This is a genomic window from Lentzea aerocolonigenes (assembly GCF_000974445.1).
GTDB lineage: Bacteria > Actinomycetota > Actinomycetes > Mycobacteriales > Pseudonocardiaceae > Lentzea > Lentzea aerocolonigenes.
In genome coordinates this window covers 1-14,641 of the sequence record NZ_BBOJ01000030.1, presented here as the reverse complement: position 1 = coordinate 14,641, position 14,641 = coordinate 1, and the positions used below count along the sequence as shown (strand labels likewise).

The 14,641-nt window shown below is 69.5% G+C and carries 14 protein-coding genes; 7 read left to right on the top strand and 7 right to left on the bottom strand.

Features of this window, described 5'->3' with window-relative positions; all coding sequences use genetic code 11:
- Nucleotides 1-124: 124 nt before the first annotated feature.
- A complete protein-coding gene (locus AOM45_RS42600) occupies nucleotides 125-982 on the bottom strand; it encodes an AraC family transcriptional regulator (protein WP_030471567.1) in 858 nt (285 codons plus the stop codon).
- 96 nt (nucleotides 983-1,078) lie between these two features.
- Between AOM45_RS42600 and AOM45_RS42595 the strand changes: the two genes are divergently transcribed.
- Nucleotides 1,079-1,729 carry an alpha/beta fold hydrolase gene (locus AOM45_RS42595; protein ID WP_030471566.1) on the top strand — a complete coding sequence of 217 codons (651 nt, stop codon included), beginning with the start codon at nucleotides 1,079-1,081 and terminating at the stop codon, nucleotides 1,727-1,729.
- 51 nt (nucleotides 1,730-1,780) lie between these two features.
- Here the strand turns inward: AOM45_RS42595 and AOM45_RS42590 are convergent, their stop codons facing one another.
- From AOM45_RS42590 to AOM45_RS42580, 3 genes are all read right to left on the bottom strand, one after another.
- Entirely contained in the window at nucleotides 1,781-2,206 is a 426-nt protein-coding gene (locus tag AOM45_RS42590; protein ID WP_030471565.1) for a hypothetical protein, read from the bottom strand.
- 96 nt (nucleotides 2,207-2,302) lie between these two features.
- The gene (locus tag AOM45_RS42585; protein WP_156094222.1) at nucleotides 2,303-3,037 is read right to left on the bottom strand and encodes a DUF4388 domain-containing protein; all 735 of its coding nucleotides are present in this window, start codon (nucleotides 3,035-3,037) and stop codon (nucleotides 2,303-2,305) included.
- Nucleotides 3,038-3,175: 138 nt separating this feature from the next.
- On the bottom strand, nucleotides 3,176-3,589 hold the full coding sequence (locus AOM45_RS42580) for a hypothetical protein (protein WP_030471563.1): 414 nt from the start codon (nucleotides 3,587-3,589) through the stop codon (nucleotides 3,176-3,178).
- A gap of 19 nt (nucleotides 3,590-3,608) precedes the next feature.
- Between AOM45_RS42580 and AOM45_RS42575 the strand changes: the two genes are divergently transcribed.
- From AOM45_RS42575 to AOM45_RS42565, 3 genes are read left to right on the top strand one after another with little or no spacing between them, the layout of a single operon-like run.
- Nucleotides 3,609-4,319, top strand: coding sequence for an ATP-binding cassette domain-containing protein (locus AOM45_RS42575; RefSeq protein ID WP_030471562.1), 711 nt, complete (start codon nucleotides 3,609-3,611; stop codon nucleotides 4,317-4,319).
- The gene (locus AOM45_RS42570) at nucleotides 4,316-4,948 is read left to right on the top strand and encodes a hypothetical protein (RefSeq protein WP_030471561.1); all 633 of its coding nucleotides are present in this window, start codon (nucleotides 4,316-4,318) and stop codon (nucleotides 4,946-4,948) included. The genes AOM45_RS42575 and AOM45_RS42570 overlap by 4 nt, the downstream gene beginning before the upstream one ends.
- On the top strand, nucleotides 4,948-8,145 hold the full coding sequence (locus tag AOM45_RS42565; protein WP_051784367.1) for a BTAD domain-containing putative transcriptional regulator: 3,198 nt from the start codon (nucleotides 4,948-4,950) through the stop codon (nucleotides 8,143-8,145). The genes AOM45_RS42570 and AOM45_RS42565 overlap by 1 nt, the downstream gene beginning before the upstream one ends.
- Here AOM45_RS42565 and AOM45_RS42560 read toward each other — a convergent pair.
- The 3 genes from AOM45_RS42560 to AOM45_RS42550 all read right to left on the bottom strand — a co-directional run bounded on the left by AOM45_RS42560 (nucleotide 8,065) and on the right by AOM45_RS42550 (nucleotide 11,426).
- Nucleotides 8,065-9,369: an FAD-dependent monooxygenase gene (locus AOM45_RS42560; RefSeq protein ID WP_051784366.1), complete on the bottom strand. Its 1,305-nt coding sequence runs from the start codon at nucleotides 9,367-9,369 to the stop codon at nucleotides 8,065-8,067. The two genes, AOM45_RS42565 and AOM45_RS42560, sit on opposite strands and share 81 nt — an antisense overlap.
- An 84-nt stretch (nucleotides 9,370-9,453) precedes the next feature.
- Nucleotides 9,454-10,977: a hypothetical protein gene (locus AOM45_RS52230; RefSeq protein ID WP_030471558.1), complete on the bottom strand. Its 1,524-nt coding sequence runs from the start codon at nucleotides 10,975-10,977 to the stop codon at nucleotides 9,454-9,456.
- Nucleotides 10,974-11,426 carry a hypothetical protein gene (locus AOM45_RS42550; protein WP_156094221.1) on the bottom strand — a complete coding sequence of 151 codons (453 nt, stop codon included), beginning with the start codon at nucleotides 11,424-11,426 and terminating at the stop codon, nucleotides 10,974-10,976. The genes AOM45_RS52230 and AOM45_RS42550 overlap by 4 nt, the downstream gene beginning before the upstream one ends.
- A gap of 17 nt (nucleotides 11,427-11,443) precedes the next feature.
- Between AOM45_RS42550 and AOM45_RS42545 the strand changes: the two genes are divergently transcribed.
- The 3 genes from AOM45_RS42545 to AOM45_RS42535 form a co-directional block, all read left to right on the top strand.
- The gene (locus AOM45_RS42545; protein WP_051784364.1) at nucleotides 11,444-12,253 is read left to right on the top strand and encodes an SIR2 family NAD-dependent protein deacylase; all 810 of its coding nucleotides are present in this window, start codon (nucleotides 11,444-11,446) and stop codon (nucleotides 12,251-12,253) included.
- A 9-nt stretch (nucleotides 12,254-12,262) separates the two neighbouring features.
- Nucleotides 12,263-13,777 carry a class I adenylate-forming enzyme family protein gene (locus tag AOM45_RS42540; protein ID WP_059362978.1) on the top strand — a complete coding sequence of 505 codons (1,515 nt, stop codon included), beginning with the start codon at nucleotides 12,263-12,265 and terminating at the stop codon, nucleotides 13,775-13,777.
- A gap of 229 nt (nucleotides 13,778-14,006) precedes the next feature.
- Nucleotides 14,007-14,641 (top strand): IS701 family transposase (locus AOM45_RS42535; protein WP_236704037.1); only part of this gene is annotated, 635 nt, incomplete at its 3' end.

Sequence of the window (14,641 nt, the reverse complement as noted above, 5' to 3'; positions counted from 1 at the left end):
TCCATCTGGTGACAGCGCAGTGGTCAGTTCGGGGTACGGGGAGAGTCTTCCTCAACCGGTCGACCACTGCCCCTCGACCCCAAACAGTACGCTTGTCCTGTAAGCCGGTTCAACCAAGGTTGCCCTAAGTCACGCGGTACTCGCCGGGTGAGCGTCCCGTGAACCTCTTGAACGCGGCGCTGAACGCGCTCTCCGTGCCGTACCCGACGTTCGACGCGATCGTGGCGACGGTGTCGGTGGTCTCGCGGAGCGCGCGGGACGCCGTCTGCATGCGCAGGCGCAGCAGGTAGTCGAGCGGTGTCGTGCCCACGATCTCCTTGAACCGCACGAAGAACGTCGACCGCGACATCGCGGCGACCGACGCCAGCTCGCTGACCGTCCACGGGTGCTTCACGTTGCCGTGCAACGCCTTGAGCGCCGGTCCGAGCTGCGGGTGCAGCGACGCGCTCAACGCGTGGTCCCGCAGGACCTGCAGCAGCAGCACCTGGGTGAGCCGGTCGAGGATCATCCTGCCGCCGCCCTCGATCTCGCGGGAGATGAGTTCGATGGTCGCCTGGGCCGTGCCGCTCTCGGCGCCGCGCACGTGGATGACCGGCGGCAGGACGGCGAGCACCTGGTCCGCTTCCGGGCCCGCGGTGAACCCCGCCCCGAGCAACGTCGTGTCGTGGCCTTCGCCGATCCTCCCGAGCTCGCGCGGGGTGCCGTCGGGGTGCTCGTACACCGGGGCCGCGAAGACCGACGGCGTGTCCGGGTCGCTGGCGATGCGGTACGGCCGCCGCCCGGCGATGACGTAGCAGTCGCCTTCGCCGGCCCAGAAGCTCTCCTCTCCGACGACCACGTGGACCCGGCCGCGCAGGACGACCTCGACCCGCAGGTTGAGCCGCCCGACGAAGTGCAGCGCCCACCGTCCGCCCGCGTGCAGGGGCGTCGCGACGGCGCACTTGACGCTGAGTGCCGACAGGACGTGCTCCAGCGGGTTCACGTTCGGACTCTCCCGACAGGAAAGCGGACTCTCGACGATGTCGCGGGTGATCTTGCCTGGTTAGCGTACGTGCACACCGATGAGGAGGAGATCTTGATGGACCGGGGGAACCTGTTGCTCGTGCACGGCGCCTGGCACGGCTCGTGGTGCTGGGAGCGCCTCGTGCCGGAGCTGACGTCGCGGGGCTGGACCACGTCGGCGATCGATCTGCCGAGCACGTCGGGCTCGCCGGCGAACGGTCTGCGCGAGGACGCCGAGGCCGTGCGTGAGGCGTTGCGGGCGTTGAACGGACCGGTGACCGTGCTGGCCCACTCCTACGCCGGAGTGCCGGTGGGCGAGGCCGCGGGATCCGCGGACCGGCTCATCTACCTGGCCGCGCACCTGCTGGAGCCGGGGGAGTCGGTCGTGTCGGTGCTCGGCGAGCCCTGGTACGAGCCGGGCTCGAAGATGCTGGACGTGCCGCCGTCCGAGCTGCTCTACGGCGACGTGCCGGACGAACTGGCCTCGTGGGCGGTCGACCGGTTGCGGCCGCAGAGCGCGCGGGTGTTCGAGGAGCCGGTGATCGCGGCGGCCTGGCAGACCGTGCCCACCACGTCGATCGTGTGCACGGACGACGTCGTGTTCCCGGGGGTGTTCACCGAACGGCTCAAGGCGGCCGACGTGCGGTACCTGCCCGGTTCGCACTCGCCGTTCCTGTCGCGGCCGCGCGAGCTCGCCGAGCTGATCTGCGACATCGCCCAGGGGTAGCCCGGCCGGGGCCGGAGGAGTGCGCCGGGCTACCCGCGCAGGGCGGCGAGGCTACGCGCCGCCGTGTTCCTTGACGACGCGGCGGGCCGCGGCGAAGAGCATGCCGATGTTCACCGACTTCGGACAGACGACGACGGCGACGACGTCCTGGTTGTGGTTGCTGCGGATGAACAGGTGCGTGAGGTTGCTGCTGTTGACCAGGACCTCCTGGAAGTAGTGCTCGGCGCTCGCGATGCCGCGCCGCTCCTTGAAGACGTCCTCGATCATGGTGACCGTGCGGCCCTGGAAGAGGTCGAGCGTCGCGCCGGCGAGCAGATCGAGCACCTCGGACGGGTGACTCTCGGTCGTTTCGAAAGAGAGCAGCATTCCGGTGGCCATGTCGACGACGCCGGCGGCCACGCAACTGGGGACCTCCTGCCGCAGGTACCGGACCATTGCGACCATCTGGTCGGACATGCTCAACTTCGGTTTGGTCATTTTCCACTTCTTTTCGGGCGGCGGAGGGGACGGAGTTGACGGAATGCGCCCTCGAGCTTCTCGGGCACGTCTGAGAGAATCAGAAAGCCGTCGGCTTCAGGGTTTCTTCTTCTCGGGCTGTTTGAACAGTTTCGGCAACAGCTGGTGCCGCAACGACCGGGGCAGCGGAACGTCGTCGTCCTCGCACACCGGCAACCGCGGGCTCGCGATGACCGTGGTTGCCGGCACCACGGTCAGCAGGCCGTCGGCCACCATCCGGCAGGCCTCGATCGTGACCGGGTAGACGCTGCGGCCGGACGCGAACGCGATGTCCCTGGTGGTGCGCCTGCCGGTGGCGTGCGCGAGGATCTCCTCGCGCAGCCGGCTGAGATCGTGCAGGTCAGCGCCGTGAACGGGGGCGACGCGGTCGTGGTGCGGGGAGAGCGGGCACGGCAGCGCGAGCAGCGAGGTGATCCGGCGTGACGTCTCCTGCAGCAGGCGGACGGGGTCGACCGCGGCGCTCATCGCGACCGCCGTGTCGAGCGTCTGCGGGGTGAACACGCAGTCCTCGACGTCTCCTGCGACGACGGTGAACGCGGCGTCGTGCGTCGCCATCATCGCCACCACGTGCAGTTCGGTTTCGCCGATCCTTCCGCGGGTGCCGGTGAGCGCGTCCGGGCCGGGCGAGCCGGGGCTTTCCGCGCACACGACACCGCCGTCGCGCAGGTGAATTCTTCCGCCGGGATTTCCGAGCACGTGCAGCGTGCCCGTGGCGCGTGCCGCATCTCGTCCGGTCAACGCGCCCGCGAGCAGGTCGAAGGAGAATTGCGTACCGCTTTTCAGGGGTGTCACCCGCATTCCGTCGAACTGAGCTTGAGGCAACTCATCTTTGTTGCTCAGGTGACGGTTTGTCGCCACGCTTCACTCGATCGTGTGAAAGTTGGGCGACTGTATTCATTGGGTATACATTTGATGTCACGGAGAGTTTCGTCAAACGAACATGAGAATGATTCCGAAGGCAGCCAGCATCAGCAGTTTCGCGCATTCGAGCACGATGTAGGCGAGGTGCGCGCGTGACGGGGGAGGTGTCTCTCCGTCGATGATGAGCTGCGCCCTGGCCTCGAGCCGCGGCCGCAGCACCGCCACCTGAACGGCGAGGGTCACGGCCAGCGCGACGAGCAGCACGGTGGCGGCGAGCGGGCGGGGAGCCAGGGAGAACGTGACGGCGGTGGCCGTCGCGAGAACGATCTCCGAGGCGTTCAGGGCGCGGAACACGAGCCGCCCGATGCCCAGGCCCAGCGGCAGCGTGATGCCGGGCGCGCGGAACTTCAGCGGTGCTTCGAGAGAGATCGCCAGGACCATGCCGAGCCAGATGCACGCCAAAGCGAGCGGAAGCGGTGTCATGGATGGTTATCTTGGCGTGGTGCACCTCGATCAGGTTTCGAAGCGTTACGGGCGCGGGCCGTGGGTGCTGCGCGACCTCACGCTGGAGGTCTCCGGCCTGGTCGTGCTGACCGGCGCGAACGGCACCGGCAAGTCCACGCTGCTCAAGATCGCGGCCGGGATCCTCAAGCCCACGACCGGACGCGTGGTCCGGCCGGCGTCGGTCGGCTACGTGCCGGAACGGTTCCCGTCGGACGTCAAGATGTCCGCCTCGTCCTATCTTGCGCACATGGGCCGGATTCGCGCCGCCGCGGCCGGGGACGTGCTGGAACGACTGGGTTTCGCGGGCTCGCTGACGGCGCCGATGTCGCAGCTGTCGAAGGGCAACGCGCAGAAGGTCGCGCTGGCGCAGGCGTTGCTGGCCTCGGACGTGCTGGTGCTCGACGAGCCGTGGACCGGTCTCGACCCGGAGGCGGCTCGTGAGCTGGTGTCGCTGTTGCAGGGGCGGACCGCGCTGGTGTCCGACCACGAGGGACACCTCGCCGGTGCGACGCGCGTGGATCTGGCCGGTGGGCACGTGACGATCGAGCTCAGCCGCGTCGTGGGGCTGGATGCGCTGGAGGCGTTGGAAGGCGTGCGGTCGGTGTCGTCCCGCGGCTCGTCGGTGCAGGTGCTGGTGGCGCCGGACCGGAGCGACCACGTGCTGGCGGAGGCGTTGCGGCTCGGGTGTTCGGTGCGGAGCGTGCGGTGATCTCCCTGGTGCGGTACCTCGCGGCTGACGTGTTCCGCGGGCAACGGTTCCTGGCGCCGTTGCTGGTGTTCCTCGGCGTGCTGGGGATGCTGTTCTCGAGCGATGCCGGGCAGCCGCTGGAGGCGTACTCGGGTTCCGCGGCGTTGCTCTACCCCGTCACGGCCTGGATGGCCGTCGTGGTGGCGACGTCCGAGGACGTGGTGCGGCGTGAGATCACGGTGGTGTCGGCGGGCGGCTGGTCGCGGGTGCTGACGGCGGCGGCGCTGGTCGCGGTGTCGATCGCGCTCGTCATGGCGCTGGTGGCGGCGGTGTGGCCGGTGGTGACGAACCCCCACCCGTACACGGCAGGTCAGTTTTTTGTCGGACTCGGCGCGCATACTGTGTGTGCGTTGCTGGGTGTCGGCGTGGGACTGATGTTCGCGAGGCCTGTGTTCGACTCGATCGGGCGCACCGTGCTGGCGGTGTTCTCGGTGGTGGTGCTGACGTATCCGCTGGGGCGGGCGACTCCGCTCGGGTGGGTGCTGGACGCGCTGGGGCACAACCAGGTCTCGCTGTCGGTGCTGTGGGCCGGGGTCGTCGGCGTCGCGCTGGTGGCCGCCGCGGTCGTCGTGGGCGTGCGGCGAACCTGATGCGTGTCAACGTTCTCGGGCCGCTCCAGGTCGTCGCGGAGGGCGCTCCCGTCGAGGTGCGCGGAAAGCGGCTGCGGTGGTTGCTGATCAGGCTCGCGATGGAGCCTGGCCGGGTCGTGCCCGCGGACCGGCTGATCGCGGACCTGTGGCCGGACGAACCGCCCGTCGACGGCGTCGCCGCGTTGCAGTCGCTGGTGTCACGGCTGCGGCGGACGCTGGGTGCCGGCGCGGTGTCGTCGCACGCCCTGGGCTACCGCTTGGAGGCGTCGACCGACGTCGAGGAGTTCTCGCGCACCCGTGACGCGGCGTTGTGGCGCGGGGCGGCGTTCGAGGAGGCGCCGTTCGCCGTCGACGAGGCCGTGCGCCTGGCGTTGCTGCGCGACGACCTGGCCGGGCTGGAGGCGTTGGCGGCCGCGCACCCGTTGAGGGAGGACGTGCAGGCCCGCCTGATGCTGGCCCTGCACGCGGCGGGCCGGCGTTCGGACGCGCTGGCGGTGTTCTCGCGAGTCCGCGACGCGCTGGCCGACGAGCTGGGCGTCGACCCCGGCGAGACGCTGGCCGCCGCACACCTCACGGTGCTGCGGGAGCGCGTCTCACGCGGGAACCTCCCGGCACCGGTGGGGTCGTTCGTCGGTCGCGATGCCGACTTGGTGACGTTGGCCGAGTTGTTGCGGGACAACCGTTTGGTGACGCTGACCGGCTTCGGCGGCGTGGGCAAGACACGCCTGGCGCTCACCCACGCGGCGTCGGTCCCGCAGGCGTGGTTCGTGGAACTGGACTCGGCGGCGGAACCGCTGGCGGCGTTGGACGCGGCGCTGGGCCCGAACCCGTTGGCCACACCGGTGTTCTCCCGCCTCGGGTCGTCGCTGGTGGTGCTCGACAACTGCGAACACGTCGTGGACGCGGCCGCCGCGCTGTGCGTCCGCCTGCTGGCCGAGGCGCCGGACGCACGCGTGCTGGCGACATCGCGCGAGCCCCTGGGAATTCCGGGCGAGGTGGTGCATCCGGTGGCGCCGCTGGACCTCGACCACGCCGTGCGGCTGTTCGCGGCACGGGTGGGTTCGGCGCTGGACCGGGACGTGGTGCGCCGGGTGTGCGGCGCGCTGGACGGCATCCCGCTGGCACTGGAACTGGCGGCCGCCCGAGCCCGCTCGCTGTCGGCCGCGCAACTGGAGTCCCGTGTGGACAGCCGGCTGCGGCTGCTGGACCGAGGCGCACGCACCGGACCGGCGCGGCACCGGACGCTGCGGGCGGTGATCGACTGGAGCTGGGAGCTGCTGGACGACGCCGAGCGGTTGCTGCTGGCGCGGCTGGCGGTGTTCGTGGGTGGGGCGACGGCGGCGGCGGTGCACGAGGTGTGCGGGGCGGGGTTGCGTGTCGCCGCGCCGGGAACCCGTGCGGATCGGGGTGGTCGGGTTCAGGGGGAGCGGGAGGGCGCGGCCGGGGCTCCTGTGTCCAGCTCTGCTGTTGTGGCTGGGGAGGCAGTGTCCAGCTCTGGTGTTGTGGCTAGGAAGGCGGCGCCCGGTTCTGGTGTTGTGGCTGGGCAGGTGGCGCCGAGTTCTCGTGTTCAGGTTGGGGAGGTGGCGCCCAGCCCTGGTGTTCAGGCAGTGGAGGCGGCGCCCAACCACGGTGCTCAGGCTGGAACGGCGGAGCAGGACACCTCGCCCCAGCAGGTCGCGTCGGCCGACTACACCTCACCTCACCACGTGGCGTCGGCCAGCTACACCTCACCCCAGCAGGTCTCGTCAAGCGGCTACATCGCGCCAGACCTGAGCGGGGCAGGCTCGCGCAGGGGTACCCCCGAGCCGGGAACCCCTGCATCTCAACGTACTCAGGACCACCGACAAGATCAGGACCTCTGGGAGACCGAGGACCTGTTGGCCGCCCTCGTCGAGAAGTCGTTGGTCGTACGTGCCGGTGAGCGCTACCGCCTCCTGGAGACCGTCCGCGAGTACGCGCTGGAGCAGCACCAGACCGACCCCGCCCGACACGCTGCCTGTTACGTGGCACTCGCCGAGCAGAACGAGCCGCTGTTGCGCGGTCCCCGGCAGCTCGAAGCCCTCAAGGTGTTCGACGCGGAACGGTCCAACCTCGACGCGGCGCTGGCGTGGGCCGTCCACCACGACAACGGGATCGCGCGGCGGATGATGGCCGCGAGGACGTGGCACTGGCTGGTGATGACCAAGCGGTTCGAGGAGATCCGCCGCTGGGCGCCTCTCGTGCCGGACGACCCGTTGTCGGAGGTGCTGGTCTCGCTCGGCACGCCCGAAGCGGTCGTGGCGGCGGAGCGGTTGTGGCAGGAGGACCTGCCGACGGCGTTCTGCGCGTTGATGCTCACCAGCGGTCAGATCTGGGGCGAGACCGACCTGGGCGGGCGGCTCGAGGTGCTGGCCGATCGGCTGGCTCGGTCGCCCGACGCGTGGATGCGGGCGTTCTCGGTGCTCATCCGCGGGATCGTGGCGGGCGAGTTCAGCGAAGGGGCGGCGCCGAAGGCCGAGGCCGCGTACCGCGAGGCGTTGGACGGGTTCCGGGCGGTGGGTGACCGGTGGGCCGTCGTGTTCGGGTTGTCGTGCCTGGTCATGGTTCTGGTCAACCGCGGGGCGTTCGCCGAGGCGTTCAAGGCGGTGTCCGAGGCCAGGCAGGTGGCGGCCGAGCTGGGGGAACCGGAGAGCGTGCTGGTGCCGATGTCGGTGCTCATGCAGGCGGCGCGCATCAAGGTCAGGATCGGTGACCTCGCCGGGGCCCGCGCGGATCTGGAGCTCGTGCCCGCCTCGCCGCTCGACCTCGATCGGGCACGGGTCGCGCTGGCCCACGGCGAGGTGGCGTACTTCAGCGGTGACTTCGAGCAGGCCGTGCGGCTTTACCGGCAGGCGCTCGACACCACGGACGAGCGGGCGAACCAGTTCCGCGCGACCGTCCACGCCGGACTCGGGCTGGCGCTCACCCGCCTCGGGCACCTGAGCCAGGCGGGTGAGGAACACCGGAAGGCGCTCGACACCGTCAACAGGAGTGCGGACGGGCCGGCGCGGGCGATGGTGCTGGAGCAGTACGCGGACTGGCTGCTCGCCCAGGGCGACCCCCGCGGTGCGGAGGAGGCCCTGGACGAGGCGGAACGGCTACGCGGCGGTCCGAGCAGCGACCCGGCGGTGGTGAAGCTGCGTGACCGGGTTCGCGCCGAAGTAGGCGTCGATCGCTGACCGGCCGATCGCGGCGACGTAGCCGTCCGGGCGGACCAGCACCGGGCCGTCGGGGAAGTCCAGCGTCACGAAGTCGGGGCCGCGCAGCAGGTCGAAGATCCGGCCCTGGTCGGTGTGGCCGTCGGGCATGCGGTCGCCGGGCTGCAGACCTTCGCCGTCGGCCGTCCGGTAGGAGAGCGAGAGCTGGAGCGTCTCGTCGCCGCGCCGCTCGAACGGGTTGCCGGACATCATGATCGCGGTCGTCATGCCGAGCAGCCACTGCGCGACGGGCTTGCGCTCGGACTCGTAGGTGTCGAGCAGCGTCTCCATCGCGAGCTTCCAGCCGAGGTTGTAGGCGTCCTGGATGCCGGTGTTCATGCCCTGCGCGCCGGCGGGGGAGTGGACGTGCGCCGCGTCGCCCGCGAGGAACACCCGGCCGACGCGGAACCTGTCGACCATGCGGATGTTGGTGCGGTACAACGACATCCACGTCGCGTCCTGCACGACCACGTCGTCCAGGCCGGTGCGGTCGCGGACGATCTGCCGGTACAGCTCCAGTGACGGTTCGCCGTCACCGGTCGCCTGGAACTGGAAGAGGTCCGTGCCGGGCAACGGGCACAGCGCGAGCCACCGGTCGACGCCGCCGCCCCAGCTGTGCCAGTGGTCGCGGTCCAGACCCGACACGCGGACGTCGCCGACGAGCATCCGCTGGTCCTCCCGTGTCTCTCCGACGAACTGCACGCCGAGATGCTTGCGCACGAACGACTTCCCGCCGTCGCACCCGACGAGGTACTTGGCGCGCACGGTTTCCGAGCCGATTACCGCCGTGACGCCGTCGTCGTCCTGGGAGAACGACGTCAGCGGCGTGCCGTACTCGACGGTGCCGGCGGGCAACGCGTCGCGCAGGATCTGCTCGACCCGGAACTGCGGGATGAGCATCGTGCTCGCGTACGGGCGTTCGGTCGTCGGGTGCCGTCCTTCGTGGACGTCCCACTCCCGCAGCACCTCGCGGCCGCTGTAGGTGCGCATCGTCATGTGGAAGCGGCCGGACTCGAGGACCGGCTCGATGACGCCCAGGTCGTGGAAGACCTCCATGCTGCGCGGCTGCAGGCCCTTGCCGCGCGAGCCGGCGAACGGCGCGGGCGAGGCGTCGACGATCCGGAACGCGACACCGCGGCGCGAGAGGTCGAGGGCCAGGGTGAGGCCGGTCGGGCCGGCGCCGATGATCAGAACCTGAGTTTCCATGGCGCCAACAGTCGGCCCAGGAACTGCCACGGCCCTGTCATCACGCTGTTGCGGATGACAGGGCCGTGGGCGACCTGCGAAAACTTACTTCTTGAGCAGCTCGATCAGCGCGTCGACGTCCTTGGGTTCGAAGCCGCGGAACAGCGTCAGCGCCAGCTCGTAGTACGAGCGGACCGGGCTCACGTACCACTTGCCGTCGACCTTGGTCGTGACGACACCGACACCGGTCTTCATGACCGACCCGGCGACGCGGCCGATGATCTCGACGGCCTCGGACGGGATCTTCTTGCCGCCCTGCTGCTGCAACAGCTGCGTGATGTCGTCCGCGCACAGCTTCTGCGTGCCCTCGCGGGGGATGTCCGCCGAGTAGCAGTCACCCTCGCGCGTGATCGTGACCGTCTCGCCCTCGGCGGTGATCGACAGCTTCTTGACCGTGACCTGCTTGCCGCCGGTGACGTCCTTGACGTCGGTCTCCAGCGCGTTCAGCTTGGCACCGGTCGGCTTCTGCGTGCCGGCCTGCTCCAGCAGCAGCGGGCCGAGGTCCTGCAGCACACCGGCCTCGTCCGGCGGCAGCAGCGAGACGACCTTCTTCAGGTCGGCGTCCAGCGCGGCGTTGACCAGCTGCTTCGCGGCGTCCTCCGGCGAGCCCGCACCCTGCGGCGCGAAGCCCTGCTGCGGCCACTTCAGCTTCTCGTCCTCGAGAACGGCGTTGGCGATCGTGTAGAACGCGCTCGGGTACCACTTGTCGCCGACCTTGATCGACGCGATGCCGATCGGCTGGCCGCGCTTCTGCACCTCGGCGGTGATGTCCCAGGTCTCGGACTTCGACGTGGTCAGGCTGACCTTGTCGCCGAGCGCGTCGACGAGCTTGTCGGTGAGCGGGATCTTCGAGACGTCCGAGGTGATCGTGATCTTGCCCTCGGTCAGCTTGTTGATCGTGAGGTGGTCGTTGATCTTCTCGGCCTTGGCCTCGTCGAACTTGATGTTCTCGCTCTTGAACTCGACACCGGTGAGCTTGTTCGGGTCGGCGTCGGGCTTGAGGATCTCGAGACGCTTCATCTCCTTCGTCATCGAGTCCATGTAGTCCTTCGACAGCGCGGCCTCCGCCGGTGCCAGCGAGGCCATGATGCCGACGACGTCACCGCTGCCCAGCTGCTCGATGAGGTTCTTCGCCGCGATGGCCGGGGTGTCCTGGCCCGCGTTCGCCGCCGGGTCGGACTTCTTCAGCGCGAAGAACGTGACACCGCCACCGATCAGCAGCAGCACGGCGACGACGGCCGTGATGACCAGGCCGGTGCGCTTCTTCTTCGGCGGCTCGCCACCCATCGGGGCGTAGCCGTACGGCTGCTGCTCGAAGCCCTGCTGCGGAAATCCCTGCTGCGGAAATCCCTGCTGCGGGAAGCCCTGCGGGCCCGTCTGCGGGTAGCCCTGCTGCGGGAAACCCTGCGGCCCGGTCTGCGGGTAGCCGCCCTGCTGCGGGTAACCACCCGGCTGCTGCTGGTAGCCACCCTGCTGAGGCTGCTGCGGATAGCCGCCCTGCTGGGGCTGCTGCCCGTACGGGTTGTTCTGCGGCTGCCACTGGCCGCCGCCACCACCTGGGTAGCTCACGGTTTCCCTCCTGGAGTTCTCACTGCGCTGCGCCTGGTAGAGGTGAGCACCGTGATCGCCCCCACGATCGTCAGCACGGCACCGGCAAGGGTGACGACTGGTCCGGCGATGCTGATTCCGACCAATGCACCCTTGCTATCCCCTTGGACTGTGGCTAACAGGGCCACGGTTCCACTGATCGTGCCAAAGAGAAGGCCGACGCACGCGGCAAACCGTCGAAATCGGACCACGTACAGCGCCACCGCGATCATGGCGAGGGGCGTGAGACTCACCCAGACCCCCGTGACGACGCTGCCCGCCACCCCGTCCAACCCGGCGAGACTACGCAGCGAAAGCACCTCGTAACTGTCCCTCGTGGTCGATCCGGATTTCAGCCACGGCAAGAAGGTTCCGGTGATGGAAGTGATCAAGCCCACTGCCGCGATGGCGGCTCCCACAGCGCTGCGCACCGCACTAGTGTGAACCGGTGGCTTCTCAGGCGTGCGCAGCGGCACGGGCGCTGGTCGCGTCCGCGCACCGGATCACGGTCCTGACGGGCGCCGGGGTCTCCACGGACTCGGGCATCCCGGACTTCCGCGGTCCGGAAGGGCTGTGGACGCGTGACGCCGACGCCGGACGCGCCGCCTCCCTCGACGCCTACCTCGCCGATCCCGAGCTCCGCCGCCTGTCCTGGCGGACGAAGCTCGACAGTCCCGTGTGGACGGCCAAGCCCAACGCCGCGCACAAGGCGCTGGTGGAACTCGAACGGTCCGGCCGGCTGCGCACCGTCGTCACCCAGAACATCGACGGCCTGCACCAGAAGGCGGGCTCCGATCCGCACCGGGTGCTGGAGCTGCACGGCACGATGCACGCGACCGTGTGCCTGGGATGCGGTGCCACGGGCCCGATGCGGGAGGCGCTCAAACGCGTCGCCGAGGGCGAGCCCGAGCCGCAATGCCTGCGCTGCGGCGGAATCCTCAAGTCGGCCACCATCTCGTTCGGACAGGAGCTCGACGGCGAGGTGCTGCGCCGCGCCCGGCTCGCGGCACTCGACTGCGACGTGCTGCTGGTGGCGGGAACGTCGCTCTCCGTGCAACCCGCCGCGGGCCTCGTGTCACTGGCCGCCCGCGCCGGAGCCCAGGTCATCATCTGCAACGACGAGCCGACGCCGTACGACTCCGTGGCGGCCGTCGTCCTGCACGAACCGGTCGGCGAGGTGCTGCCCGACCTCAGCTCCGTTCCTCCATCCGGGGGAGGCCGGTTCTCGTCCTGGGGAGATCCGAGCACCTGGTCGTAGTGTCGTTTCATGCGCGTACCGCTGATCACCACGGACTTCCTGGACCGGGCGTCGTTCGCGTTCTCGGCGACGACCGCGACCATCGACGAACCCGACCAGCCGGCGAAACCGGTCGAGACGACGACGTATGCGGAGATGGCGACCCGTGTGCGCGCGTGGCAGGCCGGGCTCGACGCACTGGGCATCGGCGAGGGCGAGCGGATCGCCGTCGTCAGCCACAACTCGGCGCGGCTGCTGGAACTGCTGCACGCGGTGCCCGGCAGCGGGCGGATCTGCGTGCCGGTGAACTTCCGCCTGCGGCCCGACGAGGTGAAGTACATCGTCGAGCACAGCGGTGCGTCGGCGTTGTTCGTCGACCCCGAGCTGTCCCTGGACGACGTCACCGCGCGGCACCGGTTCACGCTGGGCGAGGAGTCTGAGTCGCTGCTCCGGTTCGATGTGGAGCCACGGCCGTGGAGCGATCCCTCGGAGGACGCGACGGCGACCATCAACTACACGTCCGGCACCACCGCACGGCCCAAGGGCGTGCAACTCACACACCGCAACATCTGGCTGAACGCGGTCACGTTCGCCATGCACACACGCGCGTGGGAAGGCGACGTGTACATGCACGTCCTGCCGATGTTCCACTGCAACGGCTGGGGCATGCCGTTCGGCCTGGCCGGGCTGGGTGTGCCGCAGGTGGTGCTGCGCAAGGTCGACGGCGCCGAGATCCTGCGCCGTGTGCGCGACCACGGCGTCACGCTGATGTGCGGTGCACCGGCCGTGTGGAACGCCGTACTGGATGCCGCTCAGTCGTGGGAAGGCGACATCCCCGGCCGTGACCGCGTACGGATCGTGTGCGCAGGTGCGCCGCCGCCCTCACGCACGATCCAACGCGTGACCGAGGAGCTCGGCTGGGAGTTCCTGCAGATCTACGGCCTGACCGAGACGGCACCGCTGCTGACCTTCAACCGCGCCCAGCCGGGGCCCGTCGGTGAGGAGAAGGCGAAGAAGCAGTCACGGGCCGGCGCACCGGCGTTGGGCGCGCAGCTGAAGATCTCCGACACCGGCGAGGTGCTCGCGCGCTCGAACGTGGTCATGGAGGGCTACTGGGAGAACCCGGAGGCGACCTCCGACGCCATCGAGGACGGCTGGTTCCACACCGGCGACGGCGGCCACTTCGACGACGAGGGCTACCTGACGATCTCGGACCGCAAGAAGGACGTGATCATCACCGGCGGCGAGAACGTCTCGTCCATCGAGGTCGAGGACTGCCTGTTCTCGCACCCGGCCGTCGCCGAGGTCGCGGTCATCGGCGTGCCGGACGAGAAGTGGGGTGAAACGATCAAGGCGTTGGTCGTGCGCACCGAGGAGGTCTCGGAGGCCGAGCTGATCGCCCACTGCAAGGAGCGGCTCGCCGGGTACAAGGCGCCGACGTCGATCGAGTTCCGCGACTCGATCCCGCGCACCGCGACGGGCAAGATCCAGAAGTTCAAGCTCCGCGAACCGTACTGGGCTGGGCGAGAGCGCGGCGTCAACTAGCGCCTGTATCGAAGTCCGATCCGCGACAGCCGGGCCCGAGGCGGCCCCTGGCGGCACGGCCGGACGACCCACATACAACACCGGTATGCGGGCCGTCCGGCCGCACCACCAGGAACCACCTCAAGCTCGACTCTCATCGAACCGGACTTCGATACAGGCGCTAGTAGTGCTTTGTTAGGTCTCGGCGTGTCGTAGGGGCGCGGGACAGGCTGGGCGATTCACTGTCCCGGTGACCCCTGATGAGCTTGCTCATGTGCGGCAACGCCTGGAGGCCTTCGCGGCGGAGGTGTTCGAGCCCTTGGCCCGGTCCGATCAACGGGCCAAGGGTGAGACGTATCTGCGTGGGTTGCTGCTGGACGGGCAGCGCAAGTCGATGCAGCCGATGGCGGAACGTCTGGGAGTGGATCACCAAGGGCTGCAGCAGTTCGTGACCACCTCGACCTGGGACACCGACGCGGTGCGAGTGCGACTGGCCCGGCGTGCGGTGGAGGCGATCGGTCCGGTGGCCTGGGCGGTCGACGACAGCGGCTTCCCCAAAGACGGCACGAGTTCACCGGGTGTGGCCCGGCAGTACTCCGGGACCCTGGGCAAGGTCGCCAACTGCCAGATCGGGGTCAGTGTGCACGCGGTCACCGACACCGCCTCCTGTCCGCTGGGCTGGCGGTTGTTCCTGCCGGAGTCCTGGGACACCTCCAAGGCCGGTCCGGCTGCGGTCAAGGCGGCTAAAGCCAAGCGACGCAAGACACTGAAGAACGCGCCACGAGCCGCCGCGGCCGGCGAGCGGGCCGAGATCGAGGTCGACGTGGAGGCGGTCACCGAGACCGCCAGGACGCGGCGCGACCGGTGCGGGATACCCGACGAGGA

Coding starts and splice junctions, on each gene's coding strand:
- AOM45_RS42560 (WP_051784366.1), bottom strand. CDS start 9,369: ATGGAAACTCAGGTTCTGATCATCGGCGCCGGCCCGACCGGCCTCACC.
- AOM45_RS42580 (WP_030471563.1), bottom strand. CDS start 3,589: ATGACACCGCTTCCGCTCGCTTTGGCGTGCATCTGGCTCGGCATGGTC.
- AOM45_RS42590 (WP_030471565.1), bottom strand. CDS start 2,206: ATGACCAAACCGAAGTTGAGCATGTCCGACCAGATGGTCGCAATGGTC.
- AOM45_RS42540 (WP_059362978.1), top strand. CDS start 12,263: ATGCGCGTACCGCTGATCACCACGGACTTCCTGGACCGGGCGTCGTTC.
- AOM45_RS42595 (WP_030471566.1), top strand. CDS start 1,079: ATGGACCGGGGGAACCTGTTGCTCGTGCACGGCGCCTGGCACGGCTCG.
- AOM45_RS42565 (WP_051784367.1), top strand. CDS start 4,948: ATGCGTGTCAACGTTCTCGGGCCGCTCCAGGTCGTCGCGGAGGGCGCT.